This window comes from Arthrobacter sp. I3, from assembly GCF_000520575.1.
In the GTDB taxonomy this organism is placed as follows: domain Bacteria; phylum Actinomycetota; class Actinomycetes; order Actinomycetales; family Micrococcaceae; genus Arthrobacter; species Arthrobacter humicola_A.
Genome location: NZ_KI914903.1, coordinates 24,641 through 38,221 on the forward strand (window position 1 = coordinate 24,641; position 13,581 = coordinate 38,221).

Sequence of the window (13,581 nt, forward strand, 5' to 3'; positions counted from 1 at the left end):
TGGACCGGCAATGCGGCTCCGGTCTGGACGCGATCGTCCTGGCCTCCCGGCTGGTCGCGGCGGGCGGCGGCGGCCTGTACCTCGCGGGCGGCGTCGAGAGCATCAGCACGGCTCCGCTCCGCGCCCACCGCAACGACGACGGCAGCCCGGACTTTTACAGCCGGGCCCAGTTCGCTCCACTGAGCTTCGGCGACCCCGACATGGGGGTGGCGGCCGAAAACGTCGCCGCCCGCTTCGGCATCAGCCGGGAACGCCAGGACGCTTTCGCGCTCCGCAGCCACCAACGCGCCCTGGCAGCCGCGGCCGCCGGGACGTTCGACGCCGAAATCGTGCCCCTCGCCGCCGGCTCCGGCGAGTCCGCGGCAGCCGACGACGGGCCGCGGCCGAGTCTTGGCCCGGCCCTGATGGCCCGTTTTCCGCCCGTTTTCGCCAGCGGCGGCACGGTCACGGCCGGTAACTCCTGCTTCGACGCCGACGGTGCCGCCGCCGTCGTTGTCACGTCCATGGAGCGGGCCCGGCAGCTGGGCGCCGCCGACGGGCTGCTGGTCCTGGGAACCGACACCGCCGGGGTGGCGCCGCAGCTGCTGGGCATCGGCGCGGCCGCGGCGGCCGAACGGCTCCTGGCGGCGCACCGACTGACGGCCGCGGACGTGGGCCTGGTGGAATTCAACGAGGCCTTCGCGGCCCAGACGCTCGCATGCTTTGACCAGCTGGGAATCGACCCTGACCAGGCAAACCTCGACGGCGGCGCCCTGGCCCTCGGTCACGCCTATGGAGCCTCGGGCGCGGTACTGGTCACCCGGCTGCTCGCACAGGCCCGCAAGTCCCCGGAGCCGGGGCAGCTTGCCCTGGCGATGATCAGCATCGCAGGCGGCATGGGCACGGCCGCGCTGCTGGGGTACGCGCGCCTGACCTGACCCCGGGAGGGGGACATGCCCATTTTTGACCGCGCAGAGTGGACATATGGGCCACATGTCCACTGGCGGCGCGCAGGGGAGGGCATGTCCCTCTGCCGTGGCCTCGGGGAAGGGACATGCCCATTCTTGGGCACGAGGAGCGGGCACGTGGCGGCGGAGAGGCCCCGCCTAGTAGACGGACCCTTCCAAGAGTTCTGAGAGTCGGCCGGCGGCGCGCCGGAGTTCAGGAACGCCGGCCTCGAGGCCGGCTTCGGTGGCGGACTCAACGGGACTGGTTAGTGCCATGGACTCACTGGGGCGTCGGGTGCCGTTCGGCACAGCGACGGCGACCGACAGCACGCCGGTGGCACGCTCATCGGCCGAATACGCGTAATCGACGCCGGGCTCAGGCAGGCGTGCGCGCAGCTCGTCGGCAGTAAATGTACTCTCCTCATGGCCGGAGGCGATGGCCGCGGCTACCACTTGCCCGAGTTCCGTATCGGTAACGGTGGCCAGCAGGATCTTCCCGGCCGCTCCGACGGTGAGGGGGAGACGCTTACCCAACGGCAGGTCATAGCGGAGGGGCGAGTCGCCGTCGACACGTGCGACGAGGATCCTTTCAAAGCCCAGCCTGGTGTACAGCGAGGCCGTGAGTCCCGTCTGGGAGGCCACCTGTTGGAGGATCGGCCGCGCGGCAACCACGAGGGGGTCGTTCTCCAGGTAGCTCCGGGCCGCGGGCAGGACCGCGGGGCCGATCCGGTAGGACTTGTCCGTCTGGCTGACCATGCCGAAATCCTGAAGGACCCGCAGGATCCGCAACGTCGTCGGCAGGCTCATGCCGCAGGTCCTGGCCAGGTCACTGAGGCGCTGGGGCCGCTCCGCACGCTGGAGTTCGGCGAAAACCTCCATCGACCTGGACAGGGAGCGCATGTTCCCGGCCTTGGGGCCGCCCTCTTCAGCGGAGCCGGCCGAATGTGTCGAAGTCACTGTCATTGTTTCATTCTATGTAACTGCACTGCGCTTGACAGCGTTTGTGTCTCCTGTCACTATTTCTTCAGACGAAATGTTCTTTCATTCTATGAAATAGAATATCGCGAAACGTAAGAAGGAAACGATGACAACGGAGTCACTACTGACTAAACCCGAGCGCGCCATCCGCGTCGCTCCGTCGGTGCTTGCGGGCATCGGCACGTTCACCGCCGTCGGCGTCTATGTTCTGGCCAGTTCGGTCGGCCTCGGCCTGTGGACGTCGTTGGGGCCAGGTCCCGGCATGTTCCCGTTCGCCATGGGAGGGGTGCTGGTCGCGATGTCGGCGCTCTGGCTGGTCCAGGAGCTGCGCCGGCCGAGCGAGAGGGCCGAGGGGATCGACAGGGGTCTGGTGATCGCGGTCGTGGTCAGCCTTGTGCTCCTGGCGTCCGTCATGGATTTGCTGGGCTTTCAGCTGAGCATGTTCCTGTTCCTGCTCTATCACCTGAAACTGCGGGGGCGCCGGACTTGGATGTCCTCCCTGATCATCGCCCTTGCCGGAAGCGTCGGCGCGTTCTATGCCTTCAACTACGGGTTGAACGTCGCACTCCCCGTCTCGGCATTCGCTCCGCTGAACCTGATCGGACTCTAGACGTGGACACACTTAACGAACTGCTCGGCGGCTTCGCAGCCGCCATGACCTGGCAAAATCTGATCTTCGCCTTCCTGGGCTGCCTGCTGGGCACCATCATTGGGGTCCTTCCCGGAGTTGGCCCGGTGGCCGGTGTAGCCCTGCTCATCCCGCTCACTTTGAACCTGGACCCCACCGGTTCGATCATCATGCTGTGTGCCATTTTTTACGGCACCCAGTACGGCGGAACCATCACCAGCGTCCTTTTGAACACTCCGGGTGAGGCGTCGTCGGCGATCACCACCATCGACGGTTATGCGATGACCAAGCTCGGCAGGGCCGGTGCGGCGCTGACCCTGGCCGCAGTGGGTTCCTTCGTCGGCGGAACCATCGCCACCATCGGACTGGTCGCTGCTGCTAAGCCCCTGGGCGAACTGGGCCTGCTCGTCGGTCCGCCGGAGTTCTTCGCCCTCATGGTCGTCGGCATCTCCCTGCTGGTCGCCCTGGCTGGCAAATCCATGGTCAAGGCCCTGATCTCCGGAGCCCTGGGCCTGCTGATCTCCATGGTCGGCATCGACCCCGTTGCGGGTGCCCCGCGCTTCACCTTCGGGATGGACCGGCTCCTGGACGGCGTTAGTTTCGTGGCCGTCATTGTCGGCGTCTTCGGGCTCTCCGAAATCCTGTCCCACCGCAAGAACGCGGAGACTCCGTTGGTTCATGCCCCCGGACTCCGCTCACTGCTCCCCACCCGGACGGAATGGCGCCGCAGCGCCCCCGCCATGGCCCGGGGCACGGGAGTCGGTTTCGGACTCGGCCTCATTCCCGGCATGACCGGATCGGTGTCGTCCCTGCTGTCCTATGCCGCGGAAAAGAAGTTTTCGCGCTTCCGCAATCAACTCGGCAAGGGTGCAGTAGAAGGCGTGGCCGGTCCGGAAACAGCCAACAACGCCCACGCCAATGCCGCCCTGATCCCGCTCTTTACCCTCGGCATCCCGGCATCCCCGACCATCGCCGTGCTGATGGGCGCGTTCCTGCAGCAGGGCCTGACTCCCGGACCCAGCCTCTTCACCGAACATTCCGATATCGCCTGGGCCATCATCGCCAGCCTCTTCATCGGAAACGTGCTGCTGCTTCTGCTCAACGTCCCCCTGGTCGGCCTCTGGACCTCCATTCTGCGCGTCCCCACGCCGATCCTGACCGCCCTGATCCTGCTGTTCATGGTCATCGGCGCCTACACCATCAACTTCAGCGTGTTCGACGTCTTCGTCATGATCGGGTTCGGTCTCCTCGGCCTGGCCCTGCGGAACCTGGACATCCCGTTGGCACCGATGGTCCTCACACTGGTGCTGGGCCCGCTGATGGAGCGATCACTCCGCGAATCCCTGGAAATCTCCCAAGGTGACTTCAGCGTGTTCGTCAACCGCCCCATCTCCGCGGTGCTGATCGGCCTTGGCGTGCTGATCATCTGCAGCCCGCTGCTCAAGTTCCGCAAACCCAAGGCCCTCACCGAGGACCCCGAAGCCTGACCCTCCTAATCCACCGTCCAAACACCCACCAGCCACCAACGCATTTCTTCAAAGGAGAAGACCCTTGTCACGCAATAAAATCACCGCAGCCTTCGCAGCAGCAGCACTCATCGCCCTCACCGGCTGCGGCGCCAACGCCAGCGCCTCCAACACCTCAGGGGAGGACTTCCCCAAGAAGGGCAAGTCCATCGACCTGATTGTCGCCTTCTCCTCCGGCGGAGCCGTGGACACCGCAGCCCGCCTCGTTCAGCCGATCCTGGAGAAGGAACTCGGCACCAACGTCGAGGTCATCAACAAGCCCGGCGCCGGCGGACAGATCGGCTACACGGCACTGACCAGCGCCAAGCCCGACGGGTACACCATCGGCGCGACCGGCTCGCCGTCAGTGGTCGTTTCACCGTTGGACCCGGCCCGCGGCGCCAAATACACCCGCGCCAGCTTCCAGCCCCTCGGCCGGCAGGTCATCGACCCCGCCGTCATTGCCGTCCAGCCGGACAGCCCGTACAAGACGCTGAAGGAACTCCTCGACGCCGCCAAGGCAAACCCGAAATCCATGACCGCCAGCACCACCGGACTGCAGACCGGCGAACACTTCGCCCTGGCCCAGATCCAGGAAACCACCGGCTCCGAATTCGCCCCCGTGCACTTCTCCGAAGGCGCCTCCCAGGCCACCACCGCGTTCCTCGGCCGGCACGTGGACGTCCTCGTTGCCAACGTCAGTGACGTGACCGACCTGACCAAGCAGGGCAAGGCCAGGGTCCTGGGCATCATGACCGCCGAACGCTCACCCTCGCTGCCGGACGTTCCCACCTTCCAGGAATCCGGCTACAAGGTGGAAGCCGGCACCGTCCGCGGTTACTCCGCACCGGCCGGGCTGCCGGACGCCGTCGCCAAGAAGCTCGAAGCCGCCCTCCAAAAGGCCATCGAGGATCCTGCCGTCAAGGAAAAGATGAGCGCCCTGGGCCTGCAGACCAGCTACCTCTCCGGCACCGACTACGAGAAGTTCTGGGCCGGACAGGAAGAGGACTTCAAGAAGGTCCTCCCGCTGGTCCAGAAAAAAGACTAGTCCAACCACCAGCCGCCACCCACGGAAGAATCCACCATGACAACTCCAGTCCTTGAGGACATCGACGAAAACTTCGTCCGCCCCGACCCGGAACTGATACGCCGCCTTGCCAAACTTCCCGCCGCCAACATCGGCGACGCCATGGACCGCCTCGGAATCGCGGACTCAGCCATTCAGGCAATCTGGCCCGGCGCCCGCCTCGCCGGACCAGCCTTCACCGTCTGGACACGCCCCGGGGACAACCAGGGTATCCACCGCGCACTGCAGCTCGCCCGCGCCGGGGACGTGATCGTCGTCTCCGGCGGCGGAGACGAATCCCGGGCACTGTTGGGCGAGCTCATCGGCGAACGGGCCATCAATCTTGGCCTCGCCGGCTTCGCCCTGGACGGGGCAGCCCGCGACGCCGAAGCCCTCCGCGAGATCGGCCTGCCCGTCTTTGCCCGCGCCATCACCCCGGCCGGACCGTACAAGAACGGGCCCTCCCGTCTCGGCACGCCCATCTCCTTCGGCGGGATCCCCGTCCTGCCCGGGGACATCATCATCGGCGACTCCGACGGCGTCGTCGTCATCCCCAGGGAACAGGCAATTGCTGTCGCCGAAGCCGCCGAAGCAGTCTTCGACGACGAAACCACCCGCCGGGCCGCCATCATCGCCGACCGACACTAAAGCAAGAAAGACAGAAAACTATGACCGCGTGCACCATCATCGGCCTCGGCGAAGCCGGAGCCACCTACGCGACTGCACTCATTGCGGCAGGCCACAGCGTCACAGGATTTGATCCCGTCGCACCATCCACCCCGGCCGGCGTCACCAGGGCAGCAACCGCGGCCGAGGCGTGCCTTGGCGCAGACGTTGTCCTGGTCCTCACCGGAGCAGCCGCAGCCCGCAGTGTGGCCCAGGAATGCCTGCCCGTCTTGCCGGAGGGCAGCTGCTATGCCGACTTCACCTCGTCCTCACCGCACGTCATGCGGGAACTTGGGCAGTTGCCCAGTCCGGCACTCTTCGTTGACGTCGCCATCCTCGGGCCCGTAGCCGCGCTGGGCGAGAAGACCCCGCTGATGGTCAGTGGCCCGGGGTCCCGGGCCGTTGCCGATCTCCTGGCGCCGCTCGGTGCCGAGGTCGAAATCGCCGACGGCGAGCCCGGGGCCGCGATGGCCCACAAACTGCTCCGCAGCGTCTTGATGAAAGGCCTGGCCTCCGTGGTGGTCGAAGCCGTCACGGCGGGACGGGCCGCGGGACTGGAAGATTGGATCCGGAGTCAGATCGCCAGGCAACTGGCGGGGGACGGCCAGGCAGTCATCGACAGGTTCCTCACCGGCACCGCCAAGCACGCCCTGCGCCGCTCCAAGGAGATGCAGGACACTGCCGGCTACCTCACCGACCTCGGAGTCCCCGCCGAAATGACCACAGCCTCCGCTGCGGCACTTACGCGCATCGCCGAGAAATCAGCACAGCCGGCGCCGGCCTTGCGCTGACCCCGACCTCAGGCAGAATCGTTTACAGGAATCAATGATGAACCATCCGCAAACCAGCACTTCCCCGTCAGGAGCAGCAGCATGATCGGCATCTGGGCCCTGGCAGCCTATCTGGCCGTCATCCTGCTGTGGACGACCCTTCTCAAGCGCAGCGTTGGAGAGGCCATGATCCTCGGATTCCTGGTCGTCCTGCCTTTCACGGGGGTCACAGCGGCGCAGATCGGCTGGTCCTCCCTTTACACGGCGGTGACTGACGAAATCGTCTACGCCACCATGGCGTTCGTCTTCATGGGGTACCTGCTGGACAAGACCGGAGTGCTGGACCGCCTCATCGACCTGTTGAACTCACTGATCGGCGGTACCAGGGGAGGCCCCGCCTGGGTGTCCACCGTGGCGTCGGCAGGCCTCGGCGGGGTGGTCCACAACCAGGCGGCGATCGCCGCGACCGTGGGTTCCGTGACCATCCCGTGGATGGAAAAGTCCCGGCTCGACAAGCCCGCGGCCGCGACCCTCGTCGCGGGAAACGCCGGAATGGGCATCACTTTCCCGTTCAGCGCCTCGATGTTCGTCCTGGTCGGCTCCGCCACAGTCGGGCCCCTGCTGAACGTCAATGAACTCGTGCTTCCGCTGTTCATCGGCGGGCTGTGGTGCTTCCTGCACCGGCTGATCGTCACCTGGCTGCTGATCCGCAAGAGCGGGATGACACCCTTGGATGCCGCGCACCGGTTGCCCGTCCGGGCGGCGTTCGGCCGCGGCTGGGCCACCTTGCTTTTGTTCGTCGTGGTGGCCATCCCACTGATCATCACCTCCGCCTTCATCGCCACCGCACTGTCGGACTGGACCGGCGGAGACATCACCAAGTCCCTGAGCGTCATCGTCTGGATCCCGGTGGTCCTGATCATCACCGGCGCCGTCCTCGGCCGAAACAACCTCCCACGCAGCGGCCGGGGCTGGTGGGCCCTCCTGCAGGAGTCCGCCCCGAGGTTCGGGATCGTCGGCATCACTGTCGTCTTTGCCTTCGCCGGCGCCAACGCCCTCGCCGCCACCGGCCTGCCCCAGCAAATGACGGCACTGCTCAACCGGATGAACCTGCCCCTGTGGCTCCTCGCCATCCTCATCGGGTTGATCGTCATCGCCGTCGCCGCGCCCCTCTCCGCCACGGCCACCATGGCCGCCGTCGGAACCGTCGGTGTCGCCACACTCGTTAGCGCCGGTGTTCCGGCGACCACCGCCGCCGTCGCCGTGCTCGTCTTCTCATCCTGCGAAGCCGCCGTTCCCCCCGGAGGCGCGCCCCTGTATGTCGCCTGCGGCATCGCGGACGTGGACCCGATCAAAACCTTCGCCCGACTGCTCACCCACTACGCCCTGCCCCTGCTGGGCATCGGCGTGCTCATCGTCCTCGGCATCCTGCCGATCTAAAGGAACCGTGACATGCACAAGATCAGACGAGCCATCGAAGTCATCTTCGTCCTGAGCCTCGCCGCCCTCCTCGCCGGCGGAGTCCTGTTCGTGACAGGCCAGGCCATCGCCCTTGCCGCCGGCCAGAGCGAATGGCTCGTATTCTTCAACGAATCCGTCAAGCCCCCGATGTGCCTTGCGGCATCGATCTGTGCGATCGCCGGGTTCTTCCTCAACTACAAGCGCTACGAGAACAAAGAACAGACTCCCCAGAAGGCAGCGACGCGATGACCGACACCAGGGAATCCGGAACCTACCCGTCCTTCGCCGAACTTCTCGAACGGGAGGGCGCGCTATCCGGGACGTCGTGGGGGCTGTTTCCCCAACCGGACCGCGGAACGCCGTCCTTCATCACACAGGACACCACCCTGGAGGCCAGGAACTGCATCAGGACCGGCGTGGTCTTCGGCCTGGACTACCCGGCCGATGCCTTCGATCCCGGAATGTCACTCAAGCGCAGCGCCCCTCGTCACACCATCTACTCCTCCCACCCGGCCCACCGGGACGACTACCTGGACGGGTATTACCTCCAGGGATCCACGCAGGTCGACGGGCTCCGGCACCGCCGGGCAGACGACATCGGCTTCTACAACGGCACCCCCGATGACCGGATTACGGAAGGCACCCCGGACCTCGGCATCCAGGAATGGGCTGACAAACCCATCGTCGGCAGGGGAGTGCTCGTCGACCTCGACGGCTACTGCACCGGCGAAGGCACTCCCATTGACCACGCAGCAGGTGAGCCCCTCGGGCTTGACCTGATCCAGGCAGCCATCCAGGCCCAATCCCTCACCATCCAGCCCGGCGACATCCTCATGCTCCACACCGGATGGTGTGAATGGTTCCTGGCCCTGGCCATGGCAGACAAGCAACAGACCCGGGAGAGCCGCCGCGCCACCGGCATCGCCCAATCACAGGAATTTGTCGCCTGGGCGTGGGACCACCGCCTCGCGCTGATTGCCGCCGACAACTTCGCCCTCGAATGCCTGCCCGTCATTCCCGAAAGCCCCTTTCTGTTATCGGCGCCCAACGACCACGGCATGATGCACCAACAGCTCCTGGCCAAACTCGGCATGCCGCTCGGCGAACTCTGGAAGCTGGGACCCCTCAGCCGACACATGGAGAAGGCCGGAACCTGGGACGCCTTCGTCAGCATCAAACCGCTGAACATCACCGGCGGCACCGGGTCACCTGCGAACGCCACGGCAGTGACGTGACCCAGCGCGACGGTGCGGACCGGCGCGGCACCGGGCCGGCCCGCCGCACGCTGAACCACGCGCGAACGGGCCGTCAGGGCGGCCTTGGGTCTGCCCCGCCAGCGGCCATGCAATTTCGTGGATGGACCGGTAGAATAGTAGTTAGCAATGCTAATTAGCGCAGCTAACTATTGCTGCCGTGCAGGTCTTGGAGGCGCTATGACCACCACCCGCGATTCCCGTCACGCAGGAGACAGCATCCGGCCGGACATTTTGGCAATCGAGCTTCGGACCGCCGTTATGCGCACGTCGCGCCGGCTCCGCATCGAGGCAAGCGGTGATGTTCTTACGCCGGGGCAGTACACAGTCCTGGCACATCTTCGCAGCGGCTCCCAAACCCTTCGCGAGCTGGCCGAACGGGAGCATGTTCAGGCGCCGTCGATGACCCGGATAGTCAACGCGCTGACCGATCAGGGCTTCGTGTCGCGGTCAGCCCATCCCGAGGACGGCCGTCAGGTGCTCGTCTGGATTACTCCGGCCGGTGAGGCCGTCCTGAATGAGGCCCGCAGCCAGCGGACAGCGTGGCTGGCGCAGCGCGTCGCGACTCTGAGTGACGAGGACCGTCTGACGCTGAGCCGCGCCGCCCGCATCATGCAGGAGTTGAGCGCCAGATGAGTGTCATGTTCCGGGCCCTGGGGAACCGCAACTACCGGATGTGGGCGGGCGGGGCCCTGGTATCCAACATCGGCACATGGATGCAGAGGGTGGCGCAGGACTGGCTGGTACTGACAGTATTGACCGACCATTCCGGTACCGCCGTCGGCATCACAACGGGACTGCAGTTCCTTCCGATGCTGCTCCTTGGCCCGTACGCGGGCGTGCTTGCGGACAGGTACCGCAAACTCGTGCTCCTCAAGTGGACGCAGACGGCCATGGGCCTGTGCGGACTGCTGGTTGGGCTGCTGGTCCTGACCGGTTCGGCGCAGTTGTGGCAGGTATATGTGGCGGCCCTCTGCCTTGGGGTGGCCAGCGCCATAGACGGACCTGCGCGCCAGGCCTTCGTCTCCGAACTTGTGGGGCAGAACAACATTTCAAATGCCGTGGCGCTCAACTCCGCCTCGTTCAACACCGCCCGGCTCACTGGACCCGCCATTGCCGGTGTGCTCATTGCCTGGGTGGGCACGGGACCCGTTTTCCTGCTCAACGCAGCCAGCTTCGCCGCGGTCATCGTCTCCCTGTGGCGCATACGTCCGTCCGGGTTGTTCGCGGCGGTGCCGGCAGGCAATGGCAAGCATCCGGTCGCGGAGGGCTTGGGGTACGTAAGGCGGCGCCCGGATCTGGTGCTCATACTTGTCATGGTCGGGATCCTGGGAGCATTCGGCATGAATTTCGCCATCACCAACGCACTGATGTCCACCGCGGAATTCGGGATGGGGCCGGGGGAGTTCGGGCTCCTGGGCTCCATCATGGCTGTGGGGACTTTGGCTGGCGCGTTGCTGGCAGCCCGCAGGTCCGGGCCGCGGCTGCGCTTCCTGCTCGGCGGCGCCCTTGGCCTGGGGTTTTTCACGCTCGTGGGCAGCGTGACCCCTGCGTTTTGGCTCTACGCAGCCGTCCTGGTTCCGGTTGGCCTTGCATCAATGACCTTCCTGAACAGCTGCAATACGAGTATCCAGCTCTCGGTGGAGCCGCAGTTCCGGGGGCGTGTGCTGGCGCTGTATCTGGCGGTCCTGCAGGGCGGGACCGCCGTCGGGGCGCCCCTGATGGGGTGGATCGGCACTGAATTCGGCGCGCGCTGGTCGGTGGCCGCAGGCGGCTCCATCGTGCTGCTCACCGGCTTGTGCTCGGTGATCGTCGTCAGCCGGAGCAGCACTTTGACGCTGCGGGAACAACTGCGGACTGTGTCCGTCAGGAAGCGCCCAGGGTACGGGAGGACAAGGCGCCGCGAGGCCGCCCGCCAAATCGGGGGCGTCTGAAGCGGCCAATTGCCGGCCTGCGGACTGCCAGGGGAGGGCATGTCCATTTTCCGAACCTGCGGGCGGCCACTCCGCGGGCCACCTAAGCGGGACATGTCCATTCTTGGGCACCGCGTGTGGGCATTGGGGCCATATGTCCGCTGGCCGCGGCTAGGGGAGGGCATGTCCACCAACCAGCTGAACAGGGAGCCGGGCCCGGCCATCCGGGGCTAATCCTCCGGGTCCTCCGGCTCGCCCAGCCCACGGGCGGCGAGGGCTTCGCCGGTCTGCCGGGCGAAGGCCACCGTGCTGATGAAGACGGGCAACACCAGGGCCCGCGGGTTGCGTTCGAGTCCGCGCGCCCGGGCCGAGTCGCGCACGTCCGTGTAGGCCCCGGCAACGAACGGGATGCTGCGGAGCATGATGGCGATGGTCAGGGCGAAGCGTTCCGGGTCCGCACCGAAGCGCCGGAACGGCCGGGCAAGAGACGCCACGCCGTCCAGGAGTGCCTGCACAGGAGTGGTGGCGGTCAGGATGGACGCAGCGACGACGCAGACCAGGACGTTGAGCACGATCCGGGCGGCGGTTGGTGCGCCCAGCTGCCACCACTGGAAAAGCCCGATCGCCACGAGCACCGGAAGAACCGGACGCACGGCGCGGAACAGCCGGGCCGGGCCGGCCCCGCTGAGCAGGAACAGTCCGCAGAGCAGCACCAGCATGGCGGCGGACACGGCCCAGTCCGCGATCAGGAACGACGTCATCCCGCACCCCACGACCAGCAGGAACTTCAGCCACAGCGGCGCGCGGTGAACCAGGGACGAGCCCGGCACATACGCCGCCAGCAGGAAACCGTGGCCGCTCACGCCTGCTCCCGCCACGGCTGCTCCGGCACGGCGTGCTCCAGGGCCGCCGCGCTCAGGGCACGGTAACGGGGGACGGCGGCCGCCGGCTCGCCGTCGAACACCACCTTCCCGGCATCCACCACCAGGACGCGGTCCATGTCCAGGGCCAGCTCGAGGTCGTGGGTGGACAGGATCACCTGTTGGCGGAGCCCGGCGAGCGTGCGCCGCAGGAGTTCGCGGTTGCGAAGGTCCAGCAGCGTGGACGGCTCGTCCAGGACCAGCACCTCCGGATTAACGGCCAGGACCGCGGCCAGCGCCAGGAGCTGGCGTTCGCCGCCGGAGAGCTCGTAGATGCTCTGGTCCGCCAGCGGGAGGAGGCCGAACCGTTCCAGCACCGACTCCGCATGGGCCCGGCGCTCAGGGGCGTTACGGATGGAGCGGCGCAGGGACAGTTCGACATCCTCGCGTCCGGTGGGCATGACGAGCTGGGAGAGCGGATCGGTGAAGACAAAGCCCACCCGGCGGCGGACCTCCCGGACGGCCCGGACCGTATCGGCACCGTCGACCCGCACGGTGCCGTCGCTGGGTGCCACGAGCCCGTTCAGGAGCCGCAGGAGGGTGGACTTGCCCGAGCCGTTGGCCCCGATAACCCCGATCCGCCGTTCCGTGAGGTCGAGCGAAAGCTCCTGGAGCAGCGTCTTGGGGGCGGGGCGGCCATCAACCGGAACCCGCACCGAAACACGGTCCAGGACGATGATGCTCACGGGCGGGTGTCCACCGTCCGGACGCGGCGCAGCAGCAGGTCCGGGAAGGCCTTGTGCAGGGCCAACGCGATGCTGACGGCCAGGACGTTCTTGATGATGTCGCCCGGGTAGAACGCGAGATCGGCCAGGAAGGCTTTGGAGAAGTCCAGCTTGGCGTTGACCATCATGCCCAGGATGCCCAGGCCGTGGATGAAGATGATGCTGCTCACCATGGCGGCGGCGAACAGGAGGATGGCGCGCAGCTTGCCGGTGCGGTTGGCGGTCCGCTTGAGCACGACGACGGTCAGCCAGCCGACCGCCGTGGCGGCCAGCAGGAATCCGATGATGTAGCCGGCGGAGGGGCCGGCGAGCACGCCCAGGCCGCTGCGGCCGCCGCTGAAGATCGGCAGGCCCGCGAAGCCCAGAAGCAGGTAGAGGCCGACGGCGGCGAAGGCCCGGCCCGGGCCGAGCGCCAGCCCCGTGAGCATGACGGCAAGGGTCTGCAGCGTGATGGGCACGCCGAGCCCGCCGACGGGGATGGCGGCGATCAGGGCAGAAGCGGCCACAAGGGCGGCGAGGACGGCGATGAGGCCAAGGTCGGTGGCATTCCAGCGGTCCCGGCGGCGCGGGGTCCTGGCTGCGGCGGGACGGTGGGTTTGCGTCATGATGTTCCTGTCGGGGTGCTGCGGCGGAAATATGGATTGTGATATCGACTGTACGGTCGCGGCGGGGGCTGTATTTTGTAGGCGCCCCACTAACCGGCGGCCCGGAAGCTGGAGGACGCCGCCAACGAACACCGCCAGCAGGCGGGACCAGCATGGCGACGGCGG

15 protein-coding genes are annotated in these 13,581 nt (G+C 66.8%); 11 read left to right on the forward strand and 4 right to left on the reverse strand.

The window, feature by feature from the left end; genetic code table 11:
* The coding region (locus Y706_RS23500; RefSeq protein WP_043434655.1) for a thiolase family protein at positions 1–917 on the forward strand (917 nt) is incomplete at its 5' end.
* Positions 918–1,085: 168 nt separating this feature from the next.
* Here the strand turns inward: Y706_RS23500 and Y706_RS0103765 are convergent.
* Entirely contained in the window at positions 1,086–1,889 is an 804-nt protein-coding gene (locus Y706_RS0103765) for an IclR family transcriptional regulator (RefSeq protein WP_028275519.1), read from the reverse strand.
* Between the two features lie 121 nt (positions 1,890–2,010).
* Between Y706_RS0103765 and Y706_RS0103770 the strand changes: the two genes are divergently transcribed.
* From Y706_RS0103770 to Y706_RS23505, 10 genes are all read left to right on the forward strand, one after another.
* Positions 2,011–2,514, forward strand: coding sequence for a tripartite tricarboxylate transporter TctB family protein (locus Y706_RS0103770; protein ID WP_028275520.1), 504 nt, complete (start codon positions 2,011–2,013; stop codon positions 2,512–2,514).
* 2 nt (positions 2,515–2,516) lie between these two features.
* A complete protein-coding gene (locus Y706_RS0103775) occupies positions 2,517–4,019 on the forward strand; it encodes a tripartite tricarboxylate transporter permease (RefSeq protein WP_028275521.1) in 1,503 nt (500 codons plus the stop codon).
* 64 nt (positions 4,020–4,083) lie between these two features.
* A complete protein-coding gene (locus tag Y706_RS0103780) occupies positions 4,084–5,085 on the forward strand; it encodes a tripartite tricarboxylate transporter substrate binding protein (protein ID WP_028275522.1) in 1,002 nt (333 codons plus the stop codon).
* A 36-nt stretch (positions 5,086–5,121) separates the two neighbouring features.
* Positions 5,122–5,751, forward strand: coding sequence for an RraA family protein (locus tag Y706_RS0103785; RefSeq protein WP_028275523.1), 630 nt, complete (start codon positions 5,122–5,124; stop codon positions 5,749–5,751).
* 20 nt (positions 5,752–5,771) lie between these two features.
* Positions 5,772–6,560: an NAD(P)-dependent oxidoreductase gene (locus tag Y706_RS0103790; protein WP_028275524.1), complete on the forward strand. Its 789-nt coding sequence runs from the start codon at positions 5,772–5,774 to the stop codon at positions 6,558–6,560.
* Between the two features lie 81 nt (positions 6,561–6,641).
* Positions 6,642–7,979, forward strand: coding sequence for a TRAP transporter large permease subunit (locus Y706_RS0103795; RefSeq protein WP_028275525.1), 1,338 nt, complete (start codon positions 6,642–6,644; stop codon positions 7,977–7,979).
* Positions 7,980–7,991: 12 nt separating this feature from the next.
* Positions 7,992–8,249, forward strand: a complete 258-nt coding sequence (locus tag Y706_RS0103800; RefSeq protein WP_028275526.1) for a hypothetical protein — start codon at positions 7,992–7,994, stop codon at positions 8,247–8,249.
* Complete coding sequence (locus Y706_RS0103805) at positions 8,246–9,235, forward strand: cyclase family protein (RefSeq protein WP_028275527.1); 990 nt, start codon at positions 8,246–8,248, stop codon at positions 9,233–9,235. Before Y706_RS0103800 ends, Y706_RS0103805 begins: the two co-directional genes overlap by 4 nt.
* Positions 9,236–9,433: 198 nt before the next feature.
* Positions 9,434–9,889 carry a MarR family winged helix-turn-helix transcriptional regulator gene (locus tag Y706_RS0103810; RefSeq protein WP_028275528.1) on the forward strand — a complete coding sequence of 152 codons (456 nt, stop codon included), beginning with the start codon at positions 9,434–9,436 and terminating at the stop codon, positions 9,887–9,889.
* Complete coding sequence (locus Y706_RS23505; RefSeq protein WP_043434659.1) at positions 9,886–11,187, forward strand: MFS transporter; 1,302 nt, start codon at positions 9,886–9,888, stop codon at positions 11,185–11,187. The genes Y706_RS0103810 and Y706_RS23505 overlap by 4 nt, the downstream gene beginning before the upstream one ends.
* A gap of 209 nt (positions 11,188–11,396) precedes the next feature.
* Here the strand turns inward: Y706_RS23505 and Y706_RS0103820 are convergent, their stop codons facing one another.
* The 3 genes from Y706_RS0103820 to Y706_RS0103830 are packed head-to-tail and all read right to left on the reverse strand — an operon-like array spanning position 11,397 to position 13,416.
* Entirely contained in the window at positions 11,397–12,029 is a 633-nt protein-coding gene (locus Y706_RS0103820; RefSeq protein ID WP_028275529.1) for an energy-coupling factor transporter transmembrane component T family protein, read from the reverse strand.
* Positions 12,026–12,772 (reverse strand): energy-coupling factor ABC transporter ATP-binding protein, encoded by a 747-nt coding sequence (locus Y706_RS0103825; protein ID WP_028275530.1) that lies wholly within the window; start codon positions 12,770–12,772, stop codon positions 12,026–12,028. Before Y706_RS0103825 ends, Y706_RS0103820 begins: the two co-directional genes overlap by 4 nt.
* Positions 12,769–13,416, reverse strand: coding sequence for a biotin transporter BioY (locus Y706_RS0103830; protein ID WP_028275531.1), 648 nt, complete (start codon positions 13,414–13,416; stop codon positions 12,769–12,771). Before Y706_RS0103830 ends, Y706_RS0103825 begins: the two co-directional genes overlap by 4 nt.
* Positions 13,417–13,581: the final 165 nt, after the last annotated feature.